Genomic DNA, 23434 nt, shown 5'->3' with positions numbered 1-23434 from the left:
GATGGAGGAGTACCTGTGGCTCTGACCCGTGACGAGCGCGAACAGTTCCTGGCCGAACCGCATGTCGCCGCGCTGGCCGTGGACTCGGGGGAGGAGGGACGCGCCCCGCTCACCGTGCCGATCTGGTACCAGTACGAACCCGGGGGCGACATCTGGATCATGACGGGGCGTAACTCGCGCAAAGGTCGGTCGATCGCCGGGGCGGGGCGGTTCTCCCTGATGGTCGACCGTGTCGAACCGACCGTCCGCTACGTGTCCGTCGAGGGCCCCGTCGTCTCGACGCTCCCGGCCACCCGTGAGCAGCTGGTGGAGATCTCGTCCCGCTATCTGCCCGCGGAGACGGTCGACGCCTACGTCGACCTGGCCTCGAAGGAACACGGTGAGCAGGTGGTCATCCACATGCGGCCCCAGCGCTGGCTGAGTTCGGACCTCGGCGCGTCCTGAGCCCTCGCAGGGCCCGGGGACACGGACTGGGCCCGCCCCCGAGGGGGCGGGCCCAGTCCGGCGCCGAGGGCTCAGTGGCCCTGGAGGTACTGCGCGTAGAAGTGGCCGCGCTCCGCCGCGAAGTGCTGCCTGTTCTCCTTGGCGTAGGTGATCCCGTACGGGCCACCGAGGTTGGTGTACTCGGCGTTCCCGCGGTGTCCTTCGACCGCCTGGTAGCCGGCACCGGCCTTGCCACCCTCCCAGCCGTCGGCGACGGCGGGCGTGGCCGCCACGAGGCCGGCCGCGGCGACGGCCGCGAAGGTGATGGCGATACGACGAAGCATGGGTGCTCCTTCTCAGCAACTGCGTAACGGATGGTGCGGAGCCCTAACCGTTACGCACGAGGGGCGTGGCGGTCGGACGGACACGCTCGGCTCGAAGGCAATACGCCTGGACGGAGCAACACGCCTTCCGGCGCCCCGCGGGCCCGCCTGTCCCGGTGTTCGCCCGCTCCCGCCGCCCACCCACAGCACAGGAAATCCCTGGTCCGCAATTGCGGACCAGGGATTTCCCCACGTATATTTGATTCTTCTGCGCTCACGCAGAAAGGCCCCACACGGAGGCCTTATAAGAAGAACCATATCCGGCAGGGAGCCGTTTTGTCAAACCGGGAAGCCGTTGAATTGCGGGAAGAGCAGGAATTCGTCGACCGTGTCCACGCGCGCGTCGACGAGCTGCGCGGAGTCACGGCCCGGCACGTCGAGGAGGCTCTGACGCCGGTCGGGACCGGGCTGCAGGCCCGGCTGGAGCGTGATGTGCTCGTCGCGGAGCGGTCGGGGCTGCTCGCCGCGCTGAACGCGGTGGACGGTTCGCTGTGTTTCGGGCGCATCGACCTGGTGGACGGCGCCGCGCACCATATCGGCCGCATCGGGATCCGTGAGGACGACACCGCGCACACGCCGCTGCTGATCGACTGGCGCGCGCCGGTCGCCCGGCCTTTCTATCTCGCCACCGGGCATGTGCCCATGGGGCTGCGGCGGCGTCGGCACATCACGTCCCAGGGGCGTACCGTCACCGAGCTGCACGACGAGATCCTGGATCTCGGGGACGACGACCGCACCGGTTTCGAGGACCCCAACGGTGACGCCGTTCTGCTGGCCGCGCTGAATTCCGCCCGTACCGGCCGTATGGGTGACATCGTGCGGACGATCCAGGCGGAGCAGGACCGCATCATCCGCGCCCCGCACCGCGGTGTCCTGGTCGTGGAGGGCGGGCCCGGCACCGGGAAGACGGCGGTCGCGCTGCACCGGGCCGCCTTCCTGCTGTACGAGCACCGCGAGGTGCTGGCCAAGCGCGCCGTGCTGATCGTGGGCCCCAACCCGGCCTTTCTCCGGTACATCGCGGAGGTGCTGCCCGCCCTGGGTGAGACCGGTGTCCTGCTCGCCACACAGGCCGAACTCTTCCCCGGCGTCCACGCCACCGGCACCGACACGCCCCGGGCCGCCGCGGTGAAGGGCGGTGCGCGGATGGCGGAGGCCCTCGCCCTCGCCGTGCGCGACCGGCAGCAGCTTCCCGAGCCCGGTGCTCCGCTGGTCATCGGGCACGACGACGGGGACCTCGTCCTGGACTGGGAGATCGCCTACGAGGCCCGGCAGGCGGCGCGGGAGACCCTGCTGCCGCACAACCTCGCCCGCCCGCACTTCGCCTTCCGGATCATCGACGCCCTGACCGCGCAGCTCACCGAGCGCATCGGCGCCGACCCGTACGGCGGGCCCAACTTCCTCGGGCCGGACGACATCGCGCAGCTGGGCAAGGCCGTCGCCATGAGCGGGGAGGTGCACGAGGCCGTCGAGACGCTGTGGCCCGTGCTCACTCCGCAGGAGTTCCTCGCCGGGTATCTGGCCGAGCCCGTGTATCTGCCGGACGAGGACGCCGATGCCCTGCGGCGGGCTGCCACCGACGGGGAGTGGACCCCGGCCGATGTGCCCCTGCTCGACGAGGCGGCCGAGCTGCTCGGGGTCGACGACAGCGCCCGGCAGGCCGCCGCCGAGGCCGAGCGGCAGGAGCGGATCGCCTACGCGCAGGGGCTGTTGGAGCTGTCGCGGGGGTCGGAGACGTACGAGTTCGAGGACGAGGAGTCCGAGGTCCTCGCCGCCCACGACATCATCGACGCCGAACGCATGGCGGAGCGGCACGAGGAGATCGACCACCGCAGCGCCGCCGAGCGGGCCGCCGCCGACCGCACCTGGGCGTTCGGGCACATCATCGTCGACGAGGCGCAGGAGCTGTCGCCCATGGCGTGGCGGCTGCTGATGCGGCGCTCGCCGACCCGTTCGCTGACCCTGGTCGGCGACCCGGCCCAGACCTCGGAGGAGGCCGGCGTCGGTTCGTGGGAGAAGATCCTCCAGCCCTACGTCGGCGACCGCTTCGAGCATGTGACCCTCGGGGTCAACTACCGTACGCCCGCCGAGATCATGGAGCTGGCGGCCCGCGTCGTACGGGAGCGGAACCCCTCCTTCGTGGCGCCCGGTTCGGTGCGGTCCACCGGCGAGGAACCCTGGGTGCGGGAGGCCGGTGAGGATCTGGCGGGCGCGGTGGCGAAGGCCGTCGCGGAGCTGACGCCTCACGAGGGACGCCTCGCGGTGATCGCGCCGCGTGCCCTGCACGAGGAGATCGCCGCGCCTCTGGAGAGGGTCACGGCGGGGGCCGAGCCCGACCTCACACGTTCGGTGGTGCTCCTCGACCCGCGGCAGGCCAAGGGGCTGGAGTTCGACCATGTGCTGGTCGTGGAGCCCGCCCGGTACGGGACGAGCGACCTGTACGTGGCGCTGACCCGGGCCACCCAGCGGCTCGGCGTCATCCACCGGGAAGAGCTGCCCACCGCGCTGCGCTGAACGCTGCCGCCCTGCCCCGTCCCGCCCCACCCGCTCTCGTCCGCCCCTGTCCGTCACGCGCCCCCCGGCCCGCACCGGGGGGCGTTTCTGTGTCCTGTTGCAAACCGTCCTTCCATGAACCGCACACTCGCTGCTTGATAATGCTCGAAACTCGGGCCTAATATGCAGCTTCGAGCATCAGACGCGGGATGGGGAGACCAAATGACGCATGTGGCACAGGAGCTGGCCAGTCAGCCCGACTGCTGGCAGCGGGCGGCGGAGATGGCGGACGGGGTCGCGGGGCGGCTTCCGGCGGCCGGTGAGCGCATCGCCGTCGTCGGCTGCGGCACCTCGTACTTCATGGCCCAGGCCTACGCGGCCCTCCGCGAGGGCAGCGGCCAGGGCGAGACCGACGCCTTCGCCGCCTCGGAGTTCCCCGCCGGCCGCCGCTACGACCGGATCGTGGCGCTGAGCCGCTCCGGCACCACGACCGAGGTGCTCGGCCTGCTCGCGCGGGTACGGGGGGCCACCCGGCGGACCGTGGTCATCGGGGACCCCGACAGCCCCATGGCGGCGGCGGCCGACGACACGGTGGTCCTCGACTTCGCCGACGAGAAGTCCGTCGTGCAGACGCGGTTCGCGACCTCGGCGCTGACCCTCCTCCGCGCCCACCTGGGCCTGCACACCGACGCGGTCGTGGAGGACGCCCAGGTCGCGATCTCCGAGCCACTGCCGGCCGGTCTTGTGGAGTGCACCCAGTTCACCTTCCTCGGGCAGGGCTGGAGTGTGGGGCTCGCCAACGAGGCGGCGCTGAAGATGCGTGAGGCGGCGCTGGCCTGGAGTGAGGCGTATCCGGCGATGGAGTACCGGCACGGCCCGATCAGCATCTCCACCCGTTCCACGGCCACCTGGATGCTCGGTGACGCACCGGCCGGGCTGTCGGACGAGGTCCACGCGACCGGGGCCCGGTGGGTGGCCGGCGGGCTCGACCCGCTGGCGGAGCTGGTCCGGGTGCAGCGGCTGGCCCTGGCCATCGCGGACGCCCGGGGCCTCGATCCGGACCGGCCGCGGCACCTGACGCGCTCGGTCATCCTCAGCACGAACTGACGGCCTGCCACGACCGTCCGCACTGTCTGCCGGCACCCGCCGGGCGGCCTGCCCGGCGGCACCCGCCCGGCGGCCGGTCACCACCGCCTGACGGCCCCTCACCCCGGAGTTCCCATGCCCATCGCCGCCACCGGCGAGCTGATCGCCGAAGCCGCAGCCCGGCGCGGTGCGGTCGCCGCGTTCAACGTCATCACCCTGGAGCACGCGGAAGCGATCGTGGAGGGCGCCGAGGCCGCCCAGGCTCCGGTGATCCTCCAGATCAGCGAGAACGCGGTCAGGTATCACGGCGGGCGGCTGCGCCCGCTGGCCCGCGCCGCACACGAGACGGCCCGCGCGGCCGGCGTCCCGGTCGCCCTCCACCTCGACCACGTCCACTCCCCCGAGCTGCTGCACCAGGCGGCGGAGTGCGGGTTCAGCTCGGCGATGTTCGACGCCGCCCGGCTGCCGTACGCGGAGAACCTGGCGGCCACCCGGGCCGCCGTCGACTGGGCGCACGGGAACGGCCTCTGGCTGGAGGCCGAGCTCGGCCAGGTCGGCGGCAAGAACGGAGAGGCTCCGCTGGACGCCCATGCGCCCGGTGCCCGTACGGATCCGGAGGAGGCCCTCGCCTTCGTCGCCGCGACCGGGGTCGACGCGCTGGCCGTGGCGGTCGGCACCTCGCACGCCATGACCTCGCGCGATGCCCGCATCGACCACGATCTGCTGGCCCGGCTCCGTGACGCCGTGCCGGTTCCGCTGGTGCTGCACGGTTCGTCCGGCGCCGGTGACGAGGAGCTGGCGCGGGCCGTCGCCGGGGGGATCGCCAAGGTCAACATCGGCACCGCGCTGAACATCGCGATGACCGGCGCGATACGGGAGCACCTCGCCGGGGACGAGCGGGGCGTCGATCCCCGCGCCTATCTCTCCCAGGGCCGGGACGCGATGGCCCGGACCGTGAGCCGGCTGATGGGGGTTCTGCCCGCGCCCGCCGCCAAAGCCGCCTAGCCACGGGCCGGCGGATCAGGACCGGGGCGGTGGCCCCCATGCGCGCGTCAGCTCTGTGAGGTCGTCCAGCACCCTGCGGCCCGGGGCCCGCGGGATCGGTGTCGCGGAGGGCACGGCCACCACCCGGCAGCCCGCCGCCTCGGCCGCCGCAATGCCGGTGGGGCTGTCCTCGACCACCAGGCAGGCCTCGGGCGGAAGCCGGAGGCGCGCCGCGGCTTCGAGGTAGGGGGCCGGGTGGGGCTTGGAGCGGTCCGTCTCGCCGTCCGCCACCGTCGTACGGAACACCTCGGCGCCCAGCGTCTTGAGCACCGCGTCCACGACCCGGCGCGGGGAGGCCGACACCAGGGCCGCGGGTACGTTCCCGTCGGCCAGGCGGTCGAGCAGGGCGCGTGCGCCGGGGCGTAGGCGGACGCCTGTCTCGACCGCTGCGAGGAAGGTGTCCTCCAGGGCGGATTCCAGAGCGGATTCCACCGTGGCTTCCGGATCGGTTCGGGGACCGGTCCCCCCGACGGCCCGGGGGCACAAGGCCGCGAGGTAGGCGGCCGTGTCGGCGCAGGTGCGGCCGAGGACCCAGGCGCCCTCCTCGTCGGTGAGGGCGTGGCCGTGGGCGGCGGCGACCTCGCGGGCGGCGTCGAGCCACAGGGGCTCGGTGTCCACCAGGGTGCCGTCCATGTCGAACAGGACGGCCCTGGGCAGTGTCGGTACGGCGGTGCCGTCCAGGGTCCAGTGCGAGTCGGGGGTCCGGTCGAGCGCGGCGTACACCTGGGCCGCGACGTCCTCGTGGAGGACCGGGCGTACGGGAAGGGCTCCCGCCGTGACGTCCGGGCCCGCGCAGGCCAGCCACGCCGTGCGTTCGGCCTCGCTGTCCCCGCCGTGGCCGCCCTCGTCCCGGTGCCCGTGGTCCGTGACGACGAGGACGGTCCAGGCCTCCTCGTCGTACGTCGGGCGGGCGCGCAGGGCGGTGAGGAGGCGGCCCAGGCGGCGGTCGGCCGAGGCGATGGCCTGCTCGTAGGCGGCGGTGCAGCCGAGGTGGTGGGCGGTCTCGTCGGGGGCGCCGAGGTAGACGAAGGAGGCCTCGGGGTCCTCGTGGGTCAGCACGGCGACGGCGTCGCGCACGGTCGCCTCGTCGGCGTCCTCCCAGGCCTGCGGGGTGTCGGCGGCCGGTGCGTGGTGGGTGAGTCGGGTGGGGCGGCGAAACAGCGGACCGCCGTCGGCCACGGTGACCAGGGGCTCCCAGGCCGCCGCGACGTAGGTGCGGCGGCCGTCCTGGCGGGCCAGGCGGGTGGTGAAGTCGGGGAAGACGCCGAGGCGGTGGCCGCTGAAGTCGTTGGACCACACGGCGTGTTTGGTGACGCGCACGCCGGTGACGATCGTCGCCCAGCAGGGGCCGGACATGGTGGGGGTGGGCTCCGTGACGGTCACGGGGGCCAGGAATCCGGCGTCGGCGACCGTGTCGAGGTGCGGGGTGGGGACACGGGCGAGGGTGTCGAGGCGTACGCCGTCGATGCCGACGACGAGCACGCGGCGGGCAGGGGGCATGGCGGTCTCCGGGGCGGTGCGGGGGGGGCGGGGTACGGGTCAGGCCTGCTGGTGCAGGGTGTGGGGGTCCACCCCGTGGGCGAACGGCAGCCCGTGGGCGTACCGTTCGAGCTCGTCGACCGCGGCGTCGGCGAGCCGGTGGAGCTCGCCGCCCTGGGAGCCGGCGATGTGCGGGGTGAGCAGCACGTTCGGCAGGTCGTACAACGGCGACTCGGCGGGCAGCACTTCGGGTTCCGTGTGGTCGAGTACGGCGTTGATGCGGCCGGTGACCAGCTCCTTGGCCAGTGCTTCGGTGTCGACCAGGGAGCCGCGTGCCGTGTTCACGAGCGTCGCGCCGTCCCGCATGAGCGCGAGCCGTCCGGCGTCGAACAGGTGGTGGGTCTGCGGGAGTTCGGGGGCGTGGAGGGTGACCACGTCGCTCTGTGCGGCCAGGGTGTCCAGGCCGGTGGGCTCCACGCCGAGCGCCCGTGCGGACTCCTCGTCGAGGTAGGGGTCGTGGGCGAGGAGGCGCAGGTCGAAGGGGCGCAGCAGTTCGGCGACGCGGCGGCCGATGCGGGAGGCGCCGACGATCCCCACCGTACGGCGGTAGTTGCCGATGCCCGGGAACTCGCTGAGCAGGTTGACCCGGGCCCGTGACCGCCGGTAGACGCGGGCGCTCTCCAGGATGTGCTTGTTGGCGAAGAGGATCGCCGCGACCGTGTACTCGGCGACCGGGAGGGCGTTGGCCGTGGCCGCCGTGGAGACGGTGATGCCCCGGTCCCAGACGTCCTGGGTGATGTGGTGCTTGACGGAACCCGCCGCGTGCACGACGGTCCGCAGGCGGGGCATGGCGCTCAGGGCGCAGGCGTCCAGGGGCGGGCAGCCCCAGCCGGTGAAGAGGGCCTCGGCGTCCCGCAGTGCGGCGCGCTGGGCCGGGTCGTCGGCGCCGAAGTCGGTGACGAGCAGAGCGGGTTGTACGTCCGCGACCCGGGTGAGGCGCTCCAGGGCCGCCGGCGAAAGGATCGCGTCGCGGGTCTCCCCGCTCATCGCCAGGACGGTGCGGGGGCGGGTGCGGGGCCGGCTGGGCGACGGGGCGGGGCGGCTCACTTGACGGCTCCTGCGGTGAGGCCCGAGCGCCAGAAGCGCTGCAGGCAGAGGAAGGCGATGATCAGCGGGACGACGGCCACCAGGGAGCCGATGATGACCAGCGGGTACAGCTCCGGCTGCTGGTAGACGTTCTGGTTCCACATGAACAGGCCCAGGTTGACGGGGTAGAGCCGCTCGTCGTTGAGCATCATCAGCGCGCCGTAGAAGTTGTTCCAGTTGGCGGTGAAGGAGAACAGGAAGATGGTGACGAAGCCGGGCGCGAGCATCGGCAGGGCGACCTTGGTGAAGGTCTTCAGCTCCCCCGCGCCGTCGACCCGGGCCGCTTCGAGGACCTCGCCGGGGACGTACCCCTCGGAGAAGACGCGGGCCAGGTAGACGCCGAACGGGTTGACGAGGCTGGGGATCAGCACCGCCCAGTAGGTGTCGACAAGACCCAGCTCCGAGGCCATCAGGTACAGCGGGAGCTGGACGACGGTGGAGGGGATCAGGACGCCGACGAGGACGACGCCGAACAGCTTCTCCTTTCCCCGGAAGACGTACTTGTCGAAGGCGTAGCCGCAGGCGACGGAGACCAGGGTGGAGAGGACGGCCGCGACCAGGGTGTAGAGGAGGCTGTTGAGCAGCCAGCGGCCGTACAGCCCGTCGTTGTACGCGAACAGGGCGTCCAGGTTGGACAGGAGGTGGAAGTCGCCGAGGCTGAACGGGTTGGTGGCGAACAGGTCGCGGTAGTTCTTGGTGGCGGCGATGAGCAGCCAGGTCAGCGGCATGAGGGTGTAGACGGCGACGACGGCCAGTACGGCGTTGACGGCGACCTTCGAGGTGAGTCCCCGGGTGCGCCGGGGGCGCGGGGGCGGGGACGGCCGGCGTGCGGCCCCGGTGCGGGGCTCGGGGGCGGCGGGTGCGTCGGGGGTGGCTGTCTGGGTGCTCATGAGGCCTTCCACCGGTTGCCGAGCGTGGTGACGACGAAGGACAGCAGGCCGGCGACGAGGGCGAGCAGCAGGGAGCTCGCGGCGGCCAGGCCGTAGTCGTGGCCCTTGAAGGCCGCGGTGTAGATGAACATGGTCGGCGACCAGTCCTCGCCCATGGTGTTGGCCCGGAGCTGGACGAGCTTGGGGGCGTCGAAGAGCTGGATGGCGCCGACGCAGGTGAAGAGCAGGGTCAGGACGACGGTCGGCCGGATCATGGGGACCTTGACCTGGAGGGCGGTGCGCAGGGCGCCGGAGCCGTCGACGGTCGCGGCCTCCAGGACCTCGCGCGGGACCGCCTGGAGACCCGCGTAGAAGATGATCATGTTGTAGCCGGTCCACTGCCAGGCGGAGATGTTGACGACGGAGTAGATCGCCTCGTCCTGGCCGAAGAAGTTCCAGTTGGCGCCGAGGGCGTCGAGTACGTCGGTGATCGGGCTGAGGCCCGGGGTGTACAGGTAGAGCCAGATCAGCGAGGCGATCAGGCCCGGCACCGCGTGCGGCAGGAAGTAGGCGATCTGGAAGAAGCGGCGGGCTCGGGCCATGGCCGAGTCGACGAGCAGGGCGAGGATGAGCGCGCCGCCGACCATGGCGGGGATGTACAGCACGCAGTAGAGCGCGATGTGGCCGAAGGAGCGGAGGAACGCCTCGTTGCCGAGGGCCTCGGTGAAGTTGCCGAAGCCGGCGAAGACGCGTTCGGTGCCGCCGAATCCGAGGCCGGAGGACTCCTCGCGGAAGAGGCTCATCCAGGCCGCGTAGAGCATCGGCAGGACGGTGACGGCGGTGAAGAGGGCGAAGAACGGCACCATGAACAGGGCCACGGCCCGGCGCTGTCCACGTCGCGCACCCGGGCCGCCCGGCGCGTGGGGGCTCGCCGGTGCGGCGGGGCCGCCCGACGGTGACGCGGCCCGGGGCGGTGGGGTCTTGGCCGGCCGGGTGAGTGGGACTGCCACCTGGAACTCCTTCGGCGGGATGGGCGGGAGGGAAGAGGGGGTACCCGGGGCGGGGCCGCGTGCGCGAGGGGGCCGGTCGTCCGCCGTACCGCGTCGCGCGGGCCCCGCCGGCCGGGTGCCGGACTACTTGGCGAGCTTCAGGCCGCGGTCCGTGACCGCGCTCTCGCCCTTGGTCTGTCCGGCGCTCAGCATCTTGGTGTGGTCCCCGCCCGCGGCCATCTGCGCCGAGGTGACCTGCTGCTGGACCGGTCCCCAGGACCAGCCGGGCACGATGGTGCCGGCGGCCTCTCCGGCGATCCGGTAGACGTCCTGGTCGCCGAAGTAGGAGCCGTCGAACTCCTTGGCGGCGGCGGCCCGCATGGACTCGTTGGCGGGCAGGGCGCTGCTGGGGGTCTTGAGGGAGGAGAGGCGTGCGGTCATGGCCTGGGGGTCGGTGGTGACCCACTTGATGAACTCGGCCGCCGCGTCGGTGTGCTTGCTGCCCTTGGGGACGATGTAGGAGGTGCCGCCGTACATGCCGGTGCTCGGTGTGCCGTCCCAGGTCGGGAGCGGGGCTATGCCCCACCGGCCCTTGCTGTCGGGGTAGCTGACGGGGAAGTTCCCCGCGCTCCAGGCGGCGCCGATGATGGTGGCGACCTTGCCGGTGGCCCGCTCCTTGGTCTCACCCTCACCCCACAGCGGGGTTTTGGAGGCGAGGCCGTCGGCGAGGAGGCCGTCCCAGTAGGCGGCGACCTTCCGTGACGCCGGTTCGTCGATGTTCACCTTCCAGGCGTCGTCCTTCGTGCCGTACCACTGGGCGCCGGCCTGCCAGGCGAGGCCGGCCAGCAGGGCGGGGTCGCCGCCGCCGAAGTTGGTGATGGTGAGGTCCGGGTCGCCCCGGTGGATCTTCTCGGCGGCCTTCCGGTACTCCGCCCAGGTCCTGGGGACCTCGATGTCGTACTTCTTGAAGAGGTCCTTGCGGTAGTAGAGCTGGATGGGGGTCACGTCGAAGGGGACCGCCCAGGTGGAGCCGCCGAGGTTGACCAGGGACTGCACCGCCTCGGGGAACTCCTTCTCCACCAGCTCGCCGGAGGCGGCGGTGAGGTCCTCCAGGTTGCCTTCGCTGGCGTACTCGGGGAGTGCGGAGTAGTCCATGGTGGCGATGTCGGGGGCGTTGCCGCCCTTGACCGCGTTGGAGAGCTTGGTGACGCCCTCGGGGCCCGCCGGGACGAGCGAGAACTTCACCTCGATGTCGGAGCGCGTCTTGTTGAACGCCTCGGCCGTCTCCTTGGCGCCCGCGGTGGCCGACCAGAAGGTGAGCGTGACGGGCTTGCCGTCGCCGGGGCCCGGAGCGTCCGAGCCCGAGCCGCCACCGCAGGCGGTGGTGAGCAGGGCCAGTGAGGCGGCGGACGCCACGAGGGCGAGACGGGTGGTGCGGTGCGTACAGGACATGGGCCGGCTCCTACGGGACCTCGGACTGCGGGAGATGAGGCGGACGGCACACATCATTTTGCGCAGAACCGATCACCGTCAAGAGCAAATGACCAATTCAATCGAATCGATCACCATGTGATGGTGTGTGCGGCCGGTCGCGCGGCGTGTCGGAGCACGCGAAAAGCCGTACCCGCGGGGCCTGTCGGCCCGGGGCACGGCTGATGGAGGGGCGCGTCACGTCGGCAGGGGGCGCTCCACGTCAGGAGCGGGCGGCAGCCGCCCCGCACGAGACCCGCACCCGCAAGGTGGGCAGGATGTCGAGGTGGCGGCGGGCGGCGGGCCCCTCGTCGGACACGCCCAGCCGGGAGAGCAGGAGCCTGGCCGCCGCCGCGCCGACCGCGTGCTTGTCGGGGGCCACGGCGGTGAGCGGCAGGTCGGCCAGGCTCGCCACCTCGTCGTCGTACGCGATCACCGCGAGGTCCTCCGGCACCCGCACGCCCCGGGCCTGGAGGCGCGGAATGAGCACGATCGCGTCCGCGTCGCTGTGCACGATCGCGGCGGTGACATCGCCGCCGGCCACCCCCTCGCACAGGTACTCCAGCGTCCGCTCGAAGCGGTCGGCCTCCGAGCGCGACGGCGCGTCCTGAAGGGGCGAGGCGGCGACCGGACTCAGCCCGAGGGCGGCGACGGCGGCCGCGTAACCGGCCCTGAGGCGGGGGGCGGTGGGGCTCTCCTGCACGGCGAGCGCGATGGACCGGTGGCCGAGCCCGGCCAGGTGCGCGACCGCTTCGGCGGCGCCGTGGGCGTGGTCCGAGCGCACCCGGTCGAGCCCCGCCGCCGGGTGGCCGAGCGGGGCCCAGCGCTCCACCAGGACCACCGGGGTCTCCTGCTCGGCCGCCCACAGCCCCTCGCCCTGTTCCGGGTGGCCCCGCTCCCAGCTGGGCGTCAGGAGGAGGCCGTCGGCGCCGGTGGAGAGCAGGCGGCGGGCCTGGGCCGCGTCCTCGTCGGGGAGGTACCGGGAGAGCCCGATGGTCAGGCGCGCGCCCGCGGCCTCCACCGCCTCCCGGGCGCCGCGCACCACGTCCGCGTAGTAGTACTCGGTGGTCGGCACGACCATGCCCACCACCAGGCCCTCGGCGGAGGGGGTGGCGGCGGGGGCCGGCCCGGAGGCCCCGGAGGGCCAGACCACCGCGCCGTGCAGCCGCTCCACCAGCCCCTGGGCCGCGAGCGTCTCGACGTCCCTGCGCAGGGTGACCGCGGACATGCCGAGCTCCTCGGCGAGTTCGGCGACGCGGAGGCTGCCTCGTTCGCGGACGAGCTGGAGCACCCGCTCGTGGCGCTGGTCGACGTGGAGTCGCATGGATCCCCTTGGTCTCTCGGGACGGCTGTGACGGTGGTGGCCGCTCTGGCTCACACCCCTCAACCATATCGATCACATCCGCTCGAAACGATCCCACCGGCAGCTCCGCCCGCGCCGCCGGGAAGTGGGCCTGGTTCGCCCGAGTCGGCGACATACACCCCCACCGAACCGATCAACACGATCAATTCGGCCAAAGTTGTTGAGCGGATTGCCTGAGGGCTGTTAGAAAGTGCCTGCCCGCTCAGAACAGTCGGATCCAGGGATCTGGTCAGCGCTCGGCGCACCGGTTCCGCCGGAAACGAGACACCCGACCCGGAGCTCACCCATGACATCTGCCTGGTCCCGCCGTACGTTCCTCGCCACTTCCGCCGTGCTCACCGCCGCAGGCGGCAGCGCCTTCGCGGCGGCCGCGCCCCGCACCGCCACGGCCGAGGAGGATCCGTACGCCGCGCTGCGCACCACCTGGAGCACCCTGATCCTCGGCGAGGGGTTCAGCCCGACCGCCGAACCCTTCAAGAGCCGGCTGACGACGCTGGGCACCCAGGCCCGGCAGTGGCTCGACACCATGGCTCCGGCGAACGGGGCGCTGTGGCCGGATGCCGTGTACGCGGACCCCGACCCGGACACCGACCCCGAGTCGTACGCCTTCTCCGCGAAGATGGCCGACAGCTTCATCCGCCTCAACACGATGGCCCAGGCCTACCGGCAGCAGGGCACCGGACTGACCGGGAACACCGGCCTGCGCGACGCGATCGTCACCGGCCTCGAACACCTCAACAGCCAGGTCTACAAGGCCGGGCAGGTGCGGTACGGGAACTGGTACAGCTGGCAGATCGGCGCGCCGCAGGCCCTGCTGGACGTGTGCGTGCTGATGTACGACGCCCTCACCCCGGCGCAGCTCGGGCGGTACTGCGCGGCCGTCGACCACTTCGTACCGGACTCCGCCGTGGCCTCGTACACCGGTACGAGCACCGGGGCGAACCGGGTCGACCTGTGCCGGGTGCTCGCCCTGCGCGGGGTCGTCGGCGGGACGGCTGCCAGGATCGCGCTCGCCCGGGACGCCCTCTCCCCTGTCTTCCCGCTGGTCACCAAGGGCGACGGCCTCTACGCCGACGGCTCGTTCATCCAGCACACCACCGTGCCCTACACCGGCAGCTACGGCTCGGTGATGCTCGGTGGGCTCGGGCTGCTGTTCGCGCTGCTCAAGGGGACCACGTGGGAGGTGACCGACCCGAAGCGGCAGGTGGTGTTCGACGCGGTGGAGAACGCCTGGGCGCCGTTCCTCCACAACGGGCTCGTCATGGACTCCGTCGCGGGCCGCGCGATCAGCCGAGGCGAGGTCGACGACCACCGGCGCGGCCACCCCGTCCTCGCCTCGATCGTGCTGCTGGGCCGGGGTGCGTCGGCGGCCGAGAACGAGCGGTGGCGCGCGCTCGTCAAGGGCTGGGCCCAGCGCGACTACTACAGCCCGCCGCTGAGCAACCCCTCCCTCGGGCTCACCGCCCTGGCCCGCCTCAAGTCCGTACTGGACGACACCTCGCTCACCCCGCTGCCCGAGCCGGAGGGCCACCGCCTCTTCCCCGACATGGCACGGGCCACCCACCGCCGCCCCGGCTGGGCCGCCGCCCTGTCCATGGCCGACCGGCGGATCACGTACTACGAGACCGGCAACGGCGAGAACCTGCGCGGCTGGCACACCGGGGCCGGGATGCTCTACTGGTGGGGCGACACCTTCGCCAACGGCCAGTACAGCGACGCGTTCTGGCCCACCGTCGACCCGTACCGGCTCCCCGGCACCACGGTCTCGCGCAAGCCGCTGGCCGACGGGGCGGGCGGCGACTGGGGCGTGGCGCTCCCCGATGTGAACTGGGTCGGCGGGGTCACCGACAGGAAGCGGGCAGCAGTGGGCCAGTACCTCAAGGGGCTGTCCAGCACGCTGCTGGCGAAGAAGTCGTGGTTCTTCCTGGACGACACCGTGGTCTGTCTGGGCGCCGGCATCCGCTGCCAGGACGGGGCCGCCGTGGAGACCACGATCGACAACCGCAACCTGGGGCCGGTCGGGAACGCCCCCTTCACCGTCGACGGCTCGGCGAAACCCGTCACCCGCCCATGGTCGGCGACCCTGACCGACGCCTCCTGGGCCCATCTCGGCGGGCACGGCGGCTATGTCTTCCCGGGCGGGGCGACCGTCGAGGCGCTCCGTGAGAACCGGTCCGGTCGGTGGCGCGACATCAACACCGGCGGTTCCACGGAGACGCTGACCCGCACCTATCTCACCCTCCGGGTCGACCACGGCCGGAACCCGGCGGACGCCTCGTACGCCTACCAGCTGCTGCCCGGTGCCTCCGAGCAGCGGACCGCCGCACGGGCCGCCGACACCGGCTGGCTGCGGGTGCTGGCCAACACCGATGACCAGCAAGGGGTGTCGGTCCCCTCGCTCGGCCTGACCGCCGTCAACTTCTGGTTCGGCGGCAGCGTCGGACCGCTCGTGGCGGACGCCCCCTGTTCCGTCATGGTCACCGAGCACGCCGACGGCACGGCCACCGTCTGCGTCAGCGACCCCATGCGGATGCGGACGAGCCTGACCCTGACGTGGAACAGGGCCGTCTCCTCGGTCGTCTCGAAGCCGTCGACCGTGACGTCGGCGACCACGGGGGCGTCGTTGCGGCTCGTCTTCGGCGACCTGTCGGGTACGCGTGGGGCTACACAGACGGTGAAGGTGCGGCCGGCCTGACAGCCGGGGCCGGCGGCGGGGGTACCGACCGCCGACGCGGCCGTCGCAGCGGGCACGCGGACCTGCTGCGGGAAGGGGGCGACGGGACGGTGGGTGCCTGAGATACGCCCTGGTCACGGGCCGGGGCCCCGGGGCAGCTCCGGCTCCCTCGTCACCGGGCACCCGGCTCGTAGACTCGCCCGCATGACCCAGCAGCGGATAGCTCCGGCCCTCGTTCCCGCCTTCGCGCCCGACGGCACGCTGCGCGCGTCCATCAACCTCGGCAATCCGATCCTGGCCAACCGGGATCCGGCGGGCGGCGACCCGGTCGGTGTCTCGATCGACCTCGCGTACGCGTTCGGGCGGCGGCTCGGGGTGCCCGTCGAGCTCGTGGTCTTCGAGAAGGCGGCCGCCTCCGTGGACGCGGTGAAGGCGGAGAGGGCGGACATCGGGTTCTTCGCGGTGGACCCCGCGCGGAGCGAGGGGCTGCTGTTCACCGCTCCCTATGTACTGATCGAGGGCAGTTACCTCGTACGCGAGTCGTCCGCGCCGGCCGACAACGGGCAGGTGGACCGTGAGGGGACCCGCGTCTCGGTCGGTTCGGGCAGCGCCTACGACCTCTTCCTCACCCGCGCGCTCGAGCACGCCGAGATCGTCCGGCTGCAAGGCGCCCCCGCCGCGCTCGCCGCCCTGCGGGAGGGAGAGGTCGAAGTGGCCGCCGGGATCCGCCAGTTGCTGGAGGGTGAGGCCCGGCGTGCGCCCGGCGTACGGGTGCTGCCGGGGCGCTTCATGGTGATCCAGCAGGCCATGGGCATCCCGGCCGGCCGGGGTACGGCGGCACAGGAGGTGCTGGCGTCCTTCGTGGAGGAGATGAAGGCGAGCGGGTTCGTCGCGGACGCGCTGGAGCGGCACGGCATCGAGGGTGCGCTCGTGGCGCCCGCCGCCCCTCTCCCCGTCTGACCCGCACCTCGCTTCGGCGCGGGTCAGCTCCCTTCCTGGCCCTCCAGCTCCTCGCCGAGCAGGCGGCGGGCCTTCTCGCGCAGGCGCTGCCGGTGCTCAGGGTCGGTCGCCCGGTCGGCGGCGCGGCCCAGTTCCTCGGCGCGTTCACGGGTGCGGCGGGCTCGTTCCAGCGGGGTGTCGGGCAGGTCCATGGGGGTGTCCTCCGTCGTGGTTCCTCCGTCGGCAACGGGGAGTTGCGTGCGCGACCGGAGCCCCAGCGTCACCGGAGTCCGGCCGGACCGCATCTCGTGGGGTCACATACGGTGACACCGATGCGCGAGGGGCCCCGCCGGTCGGTTGGGGCCCCTCGCGTCGCCGACGGTCAGTCCAGCGGACCGCGCAACGCCGAGGAGTCGCTCCGCCAGGCGGCGAGCAGACGCGTGGCGACACGGTCGTCCAGCAGTCCGGTGGCCTCGATGCCGAAGGCGATGTCGGGTTCCAGCCGCGGCTCGTCGGCGAGCAGTCCGCCGATGACGTCTCGGCGCACCACCTGTTCGTGCACCGCGTCGGCCTCCACGTGTTCGTCGTAGAACCGCTGGGCGGCCGGTCCCGCCCCGACGCGTTTCAGGGCCGCGGCGAGCCGGCGCGAGCCGGGTGAGGAGGTGACCTCGACGGCGGCGAAGTGGCCGACGAGAGCGCCCCTGAGAGAGCGGTGCAGCCCGAACAGGGACATCAGGTTGACGGTGGCGAGCACGTCGGCGGGCACGACGTCGAGATAGTGCCCGTACGCCGTCTCCAGTGACAGGTCTCTCATCAGCTCGGCGTACAGGCGGGCGTGGATGTCCGCCTCCCGTCCGGCGCCGAACTCGTCGAACTCGACCGCCACCATCGCGGCCTTGGCCCGTCCGTACAGCCGCGGGATCACCCAGGCGTGCGGATCGGCTTCCTTGAGGTGGTAGAGCGAGCGCAGGGCGGCGTACTCGCGCAGCTGCCACAGCTCGCCCTCGTGCAGCAGGAAGTGGCTGACGCTGTGGCCGTCGTCGCCTATGGGTTCGACCAGCAGACCGGCCAGAGCGGTGTCCACGTCCCCGTCCGTGCGCGCGCCCGCGCGGAGCGCGGCGAGGAAGGGCTTCTCGAGGGAGCGGCGCAGCGCCAGCAGGGCCGGGTCCCACTCGTACTCCTCGTCCACGTCCTCGAAGCCCTGGTAGTGCAGCTCGTACAGGACGTAGAGCGCGAGCTGGAGGTCGTCGCCGAAGGGGTCCGCGTCACCGGCCGCGTGGGCCCGGGGGGCCGCGCCGGTGCGCAGGGCGGTGACGACCTCGCCCGACAGCGGTCCGCGCGGGGCGGGCAGCGGGGGGCTGTGGCGCCTCGGCTCACGGAAGGCGGGCATCAGGCGGCCCCATCGGTGCGGTCGGCCACGCCGTCACGGTCGCCCACGCCGTCGGTGGTCTGCGGTTCGGCCTTGACGCGGCGGCGGTGGCTGGTGTCGCACCACGGGTACGTACGGGTCTTGCGGCAGGTGCAGATCGCGGTGGTGAAGCGGCGGGAGGTGTACAGGGTGCCGTCGTCGCCGACCACCTCGACCGGCCCCTCCACCAGCAGGGGCCCCTCGGCCCCGAGGGCGACGCGGGTGGGCCGGGTGGGCCGGTCAGGGCTGTTCGGCACGGATGACCACCAGTTTCTCCTCGTCGGTCTGCTCGTCCAGCAGGCACCGGCCCCGCAGCCAGGAGAGCCGCGAGAGCAGGACCGGACCGAACGGCACGCTCGCCGTGTCGCTCACCGCGGCCTTCAGCCCGCCACGGGACAGCCGTCGCAGTGTCGCCTCCGTACCGGTCAGGTCGGAGTGGACCATGAGCAGGACGCCTCCCCTGCGCAGCAGGTAGGGGGCGGCGTCGCAGATGCGGTCCACCACCGCACGGCCGTCGTGCCCGGCGTCCCAGGCGCGCGCGTTGCCGCGCCGGGGCGGCGGACCCAGCGGAGAGGGGACGTAGGGCGGGTTGCTGAGCACCAGGTCGTACGTGCGGCCCGGTACCGGGTCCGCCAGGTCGCCCCGGTGGACGGTCACCCGCTGCCGGGCGAGCCGGGCGTTCAGGCGGGCGGTGAGCACGGCGCGGCGTCCGACGTCGACGGCGGTCACCTGGGCCCCCCGGCGAGCGGCGGCCACCGCGAGGAGGCCGCTGCCCGTGCCGAGGTCGATCACTTCGGAGCCGGGGCCGACGGCCTCGCGGGCCAGGGCCCTCAGCAGCAGGTGTGTGTCGTGCTGGGGCGCGTAGACGCCGGGCAGGGTGCGGACACCCGGGCCCCGGGAAGCGGTGGACGTGCGCACAACGGCGGACACGGGTACCTCCTGCACACGTCGGGCACGTGGGTCGTGGGTCATGCCACCCGTCAAGGCTCCGCTCCTTCGGTCCGGGGCGCCAATCGTGAGTTCGCCCAGAGTGACCGGTCTTCCGGTCCCGGCCGCCGTACCGAGTTCCCCTGGCCGACCCGTTCACACCTGCGAAATTCTGCCGGTGGCAGGGCGGCCGCACAGGTCACGCGTGACAGGGCGGGGCCCCGTACACAGGATGTACGGGGCCCCGCCCTGTCAGGCGTTCCGCGTGCGTCAGCGCCTGCGCGACGCCCCGGTGCGCAGGCCGGAACCGACTCCTGCCACGTGCAGGGCGAGCAGCGCCAGACCGATGAGCATGACGTTCGTCGATGCGAACACCTCGTTCGTCGAGATGTCCGCCGCATTGATCAGGAAGGCGATGAAGAACAGAACTGCCGCGGCTATACCGAGCATGGGTGATTCCCTTCCTAGTGTGGTGAGAGCCGTGTGCCCATGAATCGCGGGGTTAGGCGGCCGAGGGCGCGCCGTGGGGGCGTGAGCGCGTCACGGCAGTGCTCCGTTCGCCATCCCGCGCGCCCTGCCGGGGGCCCTGGGCCGCGGTGAGGATGAGCCGACCGAACACGATCCCGGCGAATCCGCGCCCCGCCCTCCGGCGGGTGGACACGCGGCGGCGGGCGGACACGCGGCGGAAGGAACCCACGTTGCTGCTTCTCATCTCCCCGGACGGTGTCGAAGAGGCCCTCGCATGCGCGAAGGCGGCGGAACACCTCGACATCGTCGACGTCAAGAAGCCCGACGAGGGCTCGCTCGGCGCCAACTTCCCGTGGGTCATCCGGGAGATCCGCGGGGCGGTCCCGGCGGACAAGCCGGTGTCCGCCACTGTCGGGGACGTACCGTTCAAGCCCGGCACGGTGGCCCAGGCGGCGCTCGGCGCGGCCGTCTCCGGAGCCACGTACATCAAGGTCGGCCTCTACGGATGCACGACGCCCGACCAGGCCGTCGAGGTCATGCGCGGGGTCGTGCGGGCCGTGAAGGACCACCGGCCGGACGCGTTCGTCGTCGCCTCGGGCTACGCCGACGCCCACCGGATCGGCTGCGTCAACCCCCTCGCACTGCCCGACATCGCCCGCCGTTCCGGCTCCGACGCGGCCATGCTCGACACCGCGATCAAGGACGGGACGCGGCTGTTCGACCACGTCTCGCCGACCGCGTGCGCGGAGTTCGTCCGGCTGGCCCACGAGGCCGACCTGCTCGCCGCGCTGGCGGGCAGCGTGAAGGTGGAGGACCTCGCGACGCTGACCCGCGTCGGGACGGACATCGTGGGCGTGCGCGGGGCGGTCTGCGAAGGGGGTGACCGCAACACCGGCAGGATCCAGCCACGGCTGATCGCCGCCTTCCGGGCGGAGATGGACCGGCACGCCCGGGAGCACGCGGCCACCGTGGCCGCGCGCTGACCGCCGGCGTGAGCCATCCTCGGCCCCGCGCGGAAACGAATCCTCGGTCCCGCCCTGGCGCAGAACCTCACTCACACCCTGGTACAGAACCTCACTCCCACCCCGCCACGGATCCCGACTCCCAAGCCTCCGTGAGCCCCCGTCAGCAGCCCCGCCGCCCGTCCCGGTCCCGCGGTGAGCGCTTCACCGTCCTCGATCCGGCGACCGGAGAGGCTTTCGGCGAGGCTCCCGACCAGCAGCCGGACGAGCTGGACGCGGTGGTCGGCCGGGCCCACGAGGCCTGGCGGAGCTGGCGGTCGGACCCCGCCGCCCGTACCACCGCCCTCCTCGCGTCGGCCGACGCCGTGGAGGCGGCCGGCGGGGACCTCGCCCCCCTGCTCACCCGTGAACAGGGCAAGCCCCTGGCCGAGTCGTACGCGGAGGTCGCCCGTACGGCGGCCCGCCTGCGCTACTTCGCCGAGATGGCCCCCGAGCCCCGGACGATCACCGACGGCCGGCCGGTGCACAGCGAGATCCGCTGGCGGTCGCTCGGCCCGGTCGCCGCCATCGTCCCGTGGAACTTCCCCCTCCAGCTCGCGTCGGCGAAGTTCGCGCCCGCGCTCGCCGCGGGCAACACGGTGGTGCTCAAGCCCTCCCCGTTCACCCCGCTCGCCACCCGGCTGCTGGGGTCCGTCCTGTCCGCCGCCCTTCCCGAGGGCGTGCTGACGATCGTCACCGGCCGGGAGCCCCTCGGCGCCCTCCTCGCGACACATCCGGGCATCCGCCATGTGACGTTCACCGGCTCGGTGCCCACCGGGCGGGCCGTCGCGGCGGGGGCCGCGCCCGGCCTCGCCCGGGTCACCCTGGAGCTGGGCGGCAACGACGCCGCCGTGCTGCTGGACGACGTGGACGTGGGGCGGATCGCGGACCGGCTGTTCTGGGCGGCGTTCCGCAACTGCGGGCAGGTCTGCATGGCGGTCAAGCGCGTCTACGCCCCGGCCCGGCTCCACTCCCAGGTGACCGAGGCCCTCGCGGAACGCGCGAAGACCGTCGTCGTCGGGGCCGGTCTCGACCCGGGTACGGAGCTGGGGCCTCTCAACAACGCCGCCCAGCTGGCCCGGGTGGAGCGCTGCACGGCCCGAGCGCTGGCGGACGGGGCCCAGGCGGTGGCCGGTGGCCACCGGCTGGACCGGCCGGGCTACTTCTACGCCCCGACCGTCCTGGCCGATGTCCCGCCCGACAGCCCGGTGGTGACGGATGAGCAGTTCGGCCCGGTCCTGCCGGTGCTGCCGTACCGGAGCCTGGACGAGGCCGTCGAGGCGGCCAACGCCACCCGCTTCGGGCTGGGCGGCTCCGTGTGGGGGACCGACCTGGACCGGGCCGGGGCGGTGGCCGACCGGCTGGAGTGCGGGACGGCGTGGATCAACCACCATGCCGAACTCTCGCTCGCCCAGCCCTTCGCCGGGATCAAGGACAGCGGTGTCGGCGTCGCGGGCGGGCCGTGGGGCCTGTACGGGAACCTCAGGCCGTTCGTCGTACACCGCCCGCGGGAGGCCTGACGATGAGGTTCGGTGCGGCGGTACTGCGCTCGTACGAGGACCCGTTCGCCCTCGAGGAGGTGATCCTGAACGCCGGGCCGGCCGAGGGTGAGGTCCTGGTGAGGATCGCGGGCTGCGGGATGTGCCGGACCGATCTGGCCGTCCGGCGTTCGGCGGGCCGCTCACCGCTGCCTGCGGTGCTCGGCCACGAAGGGGCCGGGGTCGTGGTGGAGACGGGCGGACCGGACACCGGCCTCGGCCCCGGCGACCACGTCGTGCTGAGCTTCGACTCCTGCGGACACTGCCGGAGCTGTCTGGGTGCGGCCCCCGCCTACTGCGAGCGGTTCGCCTCGCTCAACCTCTTCGGGGGGCGGCCGGAGAACGCGGCGCGGTTCACCGACGCGGCCGGGGGCGCCCTGGCCCCCCGGTGGTTCGGCCAGTCCTCCTTCGCCGCGTACGCGATGGTCCCGGCCCGCAACGCCGTACGGGTCGATCCCTCGCTCCCCCTCGAACTGCTCGGGCCGCTCGGCTGCGGCTTCCTCACCGGCGCCGGGGCCGTCCTCAACTCCTTCGGCGCCGGCCCCGGCGACACCGTCGCGGTCTTCGGGGCGGGAGCGGTGGGCCTGGCCGCGGTCATGGCGGCGACGGCCGCCGGGGCGGTGGCCGTGGCGGTCGACCGGCACCCCGAACGGCTGGCCCTCGCCGAGAAGCTGAACGCGGTCCCGCTGCACTCCGCCTCCGCCGACCTGCCGGGCCGCATCCGGCGGCTGACGGACGGCGGCGCGCGGTACGCCCTGGACACCACGGGTTCCGTCCAGCTGATCAACGACGCGCTGCGGGCCCTGCGCCCGACCGGTCACCTCGGGCTGGTGGCACGGCTGCACACCGCGCTCCCGCTCGAACCGGGGACCTTGGACCGGGGCCGGAAGATCTCCCACATCTGCGAGGGGGACGCGGTGCCGGGGCTGCTGATCCCCCGGCTGACCGGCCTGTGGCAGGCCGGCCGGTTCCCCTTCGACCAGCTGATCCGTACGTATCCGCTCGCCGACATCAACGAGGCCGAACGCGACTGCGAGGAGGGCCGTGTGGTCAAACCGGTCCTGATTCCGGAGGGGAGCAGCCGCTGAGCCCGGCGCTCCCCGCAGATCCGCCGGACCCATCGCGCTCACTGCTCGTCATCTCTACGCGCTCCAGGAGGAGTACACATGGTCGATACAGCTCATCGGGGCACCGGTGTGGAGGGCGTGGCGGGAGGGGTCGGTGTGACCGCCCTTCTCGTCGCGGCGGCGCGGGCGATCGAGACCCACCGCCCCGACAGCCTGGCGCAGGACGTCTACGCGGAGCACTTCGTGCTCGCCGCACCGGCGTCCGCCGGCTGGCCGGTCCACCCGCGGCAGGTCGCGGACGGGGACGCGAACCCGCTGTGGGGACGGTTCGCACGGTACTTCGGGCTGCGCACGCGGGTCCTCGACGACTTCCTTCTCCGGTCGGTGCGGGCGGGCGACGTCCGCCAGGTGGTCCTTCTGGGGGCAGGGCTGGACTCGCGTGCGTTCCGGCTCGACTGGCCGCCCGGCTGTGTGGTCTTCGAGATCGACAGGAAGGAGGTGCTGGCGTTCAAGCACCAGGTGCTCGGCGGTCTGTCGGCCACTCCCAGGGCGGCCCGCGTACCGATCCCGATGGATCTGCGCGCCGACTGGGCCGGCGCGCTGCCCGGCGCCGGCTTCGACCCGGCGGCGCCGAGCGTCTGGCTGGTCGAGGGGTTGCTGTTCTATCTGC

At 72.8% G+C, this 23434-nt stretch carries 22 protein-coding genes; 10 read left to right on the top strand and 12 right to left on the bottom strand.

Annotated elements, in window-relative coordinates; translation table 11 throughout:
• Positions 1–15: 15 nt before the first annotated feature.
• A complete protein-coding gene (locus tag AB0917_RS20690; protein WP_366821056.1) occupies positions 16–444 on the top strand; it encodes a pyridoxamine 5'-phosphate oxidase family protein in 429 nt (142 codons plus the stop codon).
• A gap of 71 nt (positions 445–515) precedes the next feature.
• On the opposite strand, the gene AB0917_RS20685 is transcribed toward AB0917_RS20690, so the two are convergent.
• Positions 516–767 (bottom strand): hypothetical protein, encoded by a 252-nt coding sequence (locus AB0917_RS20685; protein WP_366821055.1) that lies wholly within the window; start codon positions 765–767, stop codon positions 516–518.
• A gap of 339 nt (positions 768–1106) precedes the next feature.
• Here AB0917_RS20685 and AB0917_RS20680 point away from each other — a divergent pair, with 339 nt between their 5' ends.
• From AB0917_RS20680 to AB0917_RS20670, 3 genes are all read left to right on the top strand, one after another.
• Entirely contained in the window at positions 1107–3317 is a 2211-nt protein-coding gene (locus tag AB0917_RS20680; protein WP_366821054.1) for an AAA family ATPase, read from the top strand.
• A 201-nt stretch (positions 3318–3518) separates the two neighbouring features.
• Positions 3519–4403 (top strand): SIS domain-containing protein, encoded by an 885-nt coding sequence (locus AB0917_RS20675; RefSeq protein ID WP_366821053.1) that lies wholly within the window; start codon positions 3519–3521, stop codon positions 4401–4403.
• A gap of 114 nt (positions 4404–4517) precedes the next feature.
• Positions 4518–5387, top strand: a complete 870-nt coding sequence (locus tag AB0917_RS20670) for a class II fructose-bisphosphate aldolase (protein WP_366821052.1) — start codon at positions 4518–4520, stop codon at positions 5385–5387.
• 15 nt (positions 5388–5402) lie between these two features.
• On the opposite strand, the gene AB0917_RS20665 is transcribed toward AB0917_RS20670, so the two are convergent.
• The 6 genes from AB0917_RS20665 to AB0917_RS20640 all read right to left on the bottom strand — a co-directional run bounded on the left by AB0917_RS20665 (position 5403) and on the right by AB0917_RS20640 (position 12703).
• Positions 5403–6926, bottom strand: coding sequence for an HAD-IA family hydrolase (locus tag AB0917_RS20665; RefSeq protein ID WP_366821051.1), 1524 nt, complete (start codon positions 6924–6926; stop codon positions 5403–5405).
• Between the two features lie 39 nt (positions 6927–6965).
• On the bottom strand, positions 6966–7952 hold the full coding sequence (locus AB0917_RS20660; protein WP_366821064.1) for a hydroxyacid dehydrogenase: 987 nt from the start codon (positions 7950–7952) through the stop codon (positions 6966–6968).
• Between the two features lie 56 nt (positions 7953–8008).
• Positions 8009–8941: a carbohydrate ABC transporter permease gene (locus AB0917_RS20655; RefSeq protein WP_366821050.1), complete on the bottom strand. Its 933-nt coding sequence runs from the start codon at positions 8939–8941 to the stop codon at positions 8009–8011.
• Positions 8938–9930 (bottom strand): sugar ABC transporter permease, encoded by a 993-nt coding sequence (locus AB0917_RS20650; protein WP_366821049.1) that lies wholly within the window; start codon positions 9928–9930, stop codon positions 8938–8940. The genes AB0917_RS20655 and AB0917_RS20650 overlap by 4 nt, the downstream gene beginning before the upstream one ends.
• Before the next feature lie 123 nt (positions 9931–10053).
• The gene (locus AB0917_RS20645) at positions 10054–11361 is read right to left on the bottom strand and encodes a sugar ABC transporter substrate-binding protein (RefSeq protein WP_366821048.1); all 1308 of its coding nucleotides are present in this window, start codon (positions 11359–11361) and stop codon (positions 10054–10056) included.
• A 241-nt stretch (positions 11362–11602) separates the two neighbouring features.
• A complete protein-coding gene (locus AB0917_RS20640; RefSeq protein WP_366821047.1) occupies positions 11603–12703 on the bottom strand; it encodes a substrate-binding domain-containing protein in 1101 nt (366 codons plus the stop codon).
• A gap of 325 nt (positions 12704–13028) precedes the next feature.
• Between AB0917_RS20640 and AB0917_RS20635 the strand changes: the two genes are divergently transcribed.
• On the top strand, positions 13029–15437 hold the full coding sequence (locus AB0917_RS20635) for a polysaccharide lyase 8 family protein (protein ID WP_366821046.1): 2409 nt from the start codon (positions 13029–13031) through the stop codon (positions 15435–15437).
• A 183-nt stretch (positions 15438–15620) separates the two neighbouring features.
• Entirely contained in the window at positions 15621–16376 is a 756-nt protein-coding gene (locus tag AB0917_RS20630) for a transporter substrate-binding domain-containing protein (protein WP_366821045.1), read from the top strand.
• A 23-nt stretch (positions 16377–16399) separates the two neighbouring features.
• On the opposite strand, the gene AB0917_RS20625 is transcribed toward AB0917_RS20630, so the two are convergent.
• The 5 genes from AB0917_RS20625 to AB0917_RS20605 form a co-directional block, all read right to left on the bottom strand.
• The gene (locus AB0917_RS20625) at positions 16400–16567 is read right to left on the bottom strand and encodes a DUF6381 family protein (RefSeq protein WP_366821044.1); all 168 of its coding nucleotides are present in this window, start codon (positions 16565–16567) and stop codon (positions 16400–16402) included.
• A gap of 170 nt (positions 16568–16737) precedes the next feature.
• Positions 16738–17745 (bottom strand): iron-containing redox enzyme family protein, encoded by a 1008-nt coding sequence (locus AB0917_RS20620; RefSeq protein WP_366821043.1) that lies wholly within the window; start codon positions 17743–17745, stop codon positions 16738–16740.
• Positions 17745–18020 carry a CDGSH iron-sulfur domain-containing protein gene (locus tag AB0917_RS20615; RefSeq protein WP_366821042.1) on the bottom strand — a complete coding sequence of 92 codons (276 nt, stop codon included), beginning with the start codon at positions 18018–18020 and terminating at the stop codon, positions 17745–17747. Before AB0917_RS20615 ends, AB0917_RS20620 begins: the two co-directional genes overlap by 1 nt.
• Positions 18004–18735 (bottom strand): HemK2/MTQ2 family protein methyltransferase, encoded by a 732-nt coding sequence (locus tag AB0917_RS20610; protein WP_366821063.1) that lies wholly within the window; start codon positions 18733–18735, stop codon positions 18004–18006. Before AB0917_RS20610 ends, AB0917_RS20615 begins: the two co-directional genes overlap by 17 nt.
• 225 nt (positions 18736–18960) lie before the next feature.
• Entirely contained in the window at positions 18961–19140 is a 180-nt protein-coding gene (locus AB0917_RS20605; protein ID WP_366821041.1) for a hypothetical protein, read from the bottom strand.
• 248 nt (positions 19141–19388) lie between these two features.
• Between AB0917_RS20605 and AB0917_RS20600 the strand changes: the two genes are divergently transcribed.
• From AB0917_RS20600 to AB0917_RS20585, 4 genes are all read left to right on the top strand, one after another.
• Positions 19389–20141: a (5-formylfuran-3-yl)methyl phosphate synthase gene (locus AB0917_RS20600; RefSeq protein WP_366821040.1), complete on the top strand. Its 753-nt coding sequence runs from the start codon at positions 19389–19391 to the stop codon at positions 20139–20141.
• 131 nt (positions 20142–20272) lie between these two features.
• On the top strand, positions 20273–21679 hold the full coding sequence (locus AB0917_RS20595) for an aldehyde dehydrogenase family protein (protein ID WP_366821039.1): 1407 nt from the start codon (positions 20273–20275) through the stop codon (positions 21677–21679).
• Positions 21680–21681: 2 nt separating this feature from the next.
• Positions 21682–22785 (top strand): NAD(P)-dependent alcohol dehydrogenase, encoded by a 1104-nt coding sequence (locus AB0917_RS20590; RefSeq protein ID WP_366821038.1) that lies wholly within the window; start codon positions 21682–21684, stop codon positions 22783–22785.
• A 78-nt stretch (positions 22786–22863) separates the two neighbouring features.
• On the top strand, positions 22864–23434 hold a 571-nt coding region (locus AB0917_RS20585), incomplete at its 3' end, for an SAM-dependent methyltransferase (RefSeq protein ID WP_366821037.1).

It is taken from the genome of Streptomyces sp. NPDC007346 (genome assembly GCF_040703535.1).
In the GTDB taxonomy this organism is placed as follows: Bacteria; Actinomycetota; Actinomycetes; order Streptomycetales; family Streptomycetaceae; genus Streptomyces.
Note: the sequence above shows the minus strand (reverse complement) of the source record. Positions and strands in the feature narration are given on the sequence as shown.

Bases quoted from the DNA above. Each gene is read 5' to 3' on its own strand.
- AB0917_RS20590 (WP_366821038.1), top strand. From the start codon at position 21,682: ATGAGGTTCGGTGCGGCGGTACTGCGCTCGTACGAGGACCCGTTCGCC.
- AB0917_RS20685 (WP_366821055.1), bottom strand. From the start codon at position 767: ATGCTTCGTCGTATCGCCATCACCTTCGCGGCCGTCGCCGCGGCCGGC.
- AB0917_RS20675 (WP_366821053.1), top strand. From the start codon at position 3,519: ATGACGCATGTGGCACAGGAGCTGGCCAGTCAGCCCGACTGCTGGCAG.
- AB0917_RS20655 (WP_366821050.1), bottom strand. From the start codon at position 8,941: ATGAGCACCCAGACAGCCACCCCCGACGCACCCGCCGCCCCCGAGCCC.
- AB0917_RS20640 (WP_366821047.1), bottom strand. From the start codon at position 12,703: ATGCGACTCCACGTCGACCAGCGCCACGAGCGGGTGCTCCAGCTCGTC.
- AB0917_RS20605 (WP_366821041.1), bottom strand. From the start codon at position 19,140: ATGCTCGGTATAGCCGCGGCAGTTCTGTTCTTCATCGCCTTCCTGATC.
- AB0917_RS20635 (WP_366821046.1), top strand. From the start codon at position 13,029: ATGACATCTGCCTGGTCCCGCCGTACGTTCCTCGCCACTTCCGCCGTG.
- AB0917_RS20670 (WP_366821052.1), top strand. From the start codon at position 4,518: ATGCCCATCGCCGCCACCGGCGAGCTGATCGCCGAAGCCGCAGCCCGG.
- AB0917_RS20625 (WP_366821044.1), bottom strand. From the start codon at position 16,567: ATGGACCTGCCCGACACCCCGCTGGAACGAGCCCGCCGCACCCGTGAA.
- AB0917_RS20630 (WP_366821045.1), top strand. From the start codon at position 15,621: ATGACCCAGCAGCGGATAGCTCCGGCCCTCGTTCCCGCCTTCGCGCCC.
- AB0917_RS20645 (WP_366821048.1), bottom strand. From the start codon at position 11,361: ATGTCCTGTACGCACCGCACCACCCGTCTCGCCCTCGTGGCGTCCGCC.
- AB0917_RS20660 (WP_366821064.1), bottom strand. From the start codon at position 7,952: ATGAGCGGGGAGACCCGCGACGCGATCCTTTCGCCGGCGGCCCTGGAG.
- AB0917_RS20620 (WP_366821043.1), bottom strand. From the start codon at position 17,745: ATGCCCGCCTTCCGTGAGCCGAGGCGCCACAGCCCCCCGCTGCCCGCC.
- AB0917_RS20665 (WP_366821051.1), bottom strand. From the start codon at position 6,926: ATGCCCCCTGCCCGCCGCGTGCTCGTCGTCGGCATCGACGGCGTACGC.
- AB0917_RS20610 (WP_366821063.1), bottom strand. From the start codon at position 18,735: ATGACCCACGACCCACGTGCCCGACGTGTGCAGGAGGTACCCGTGTCC.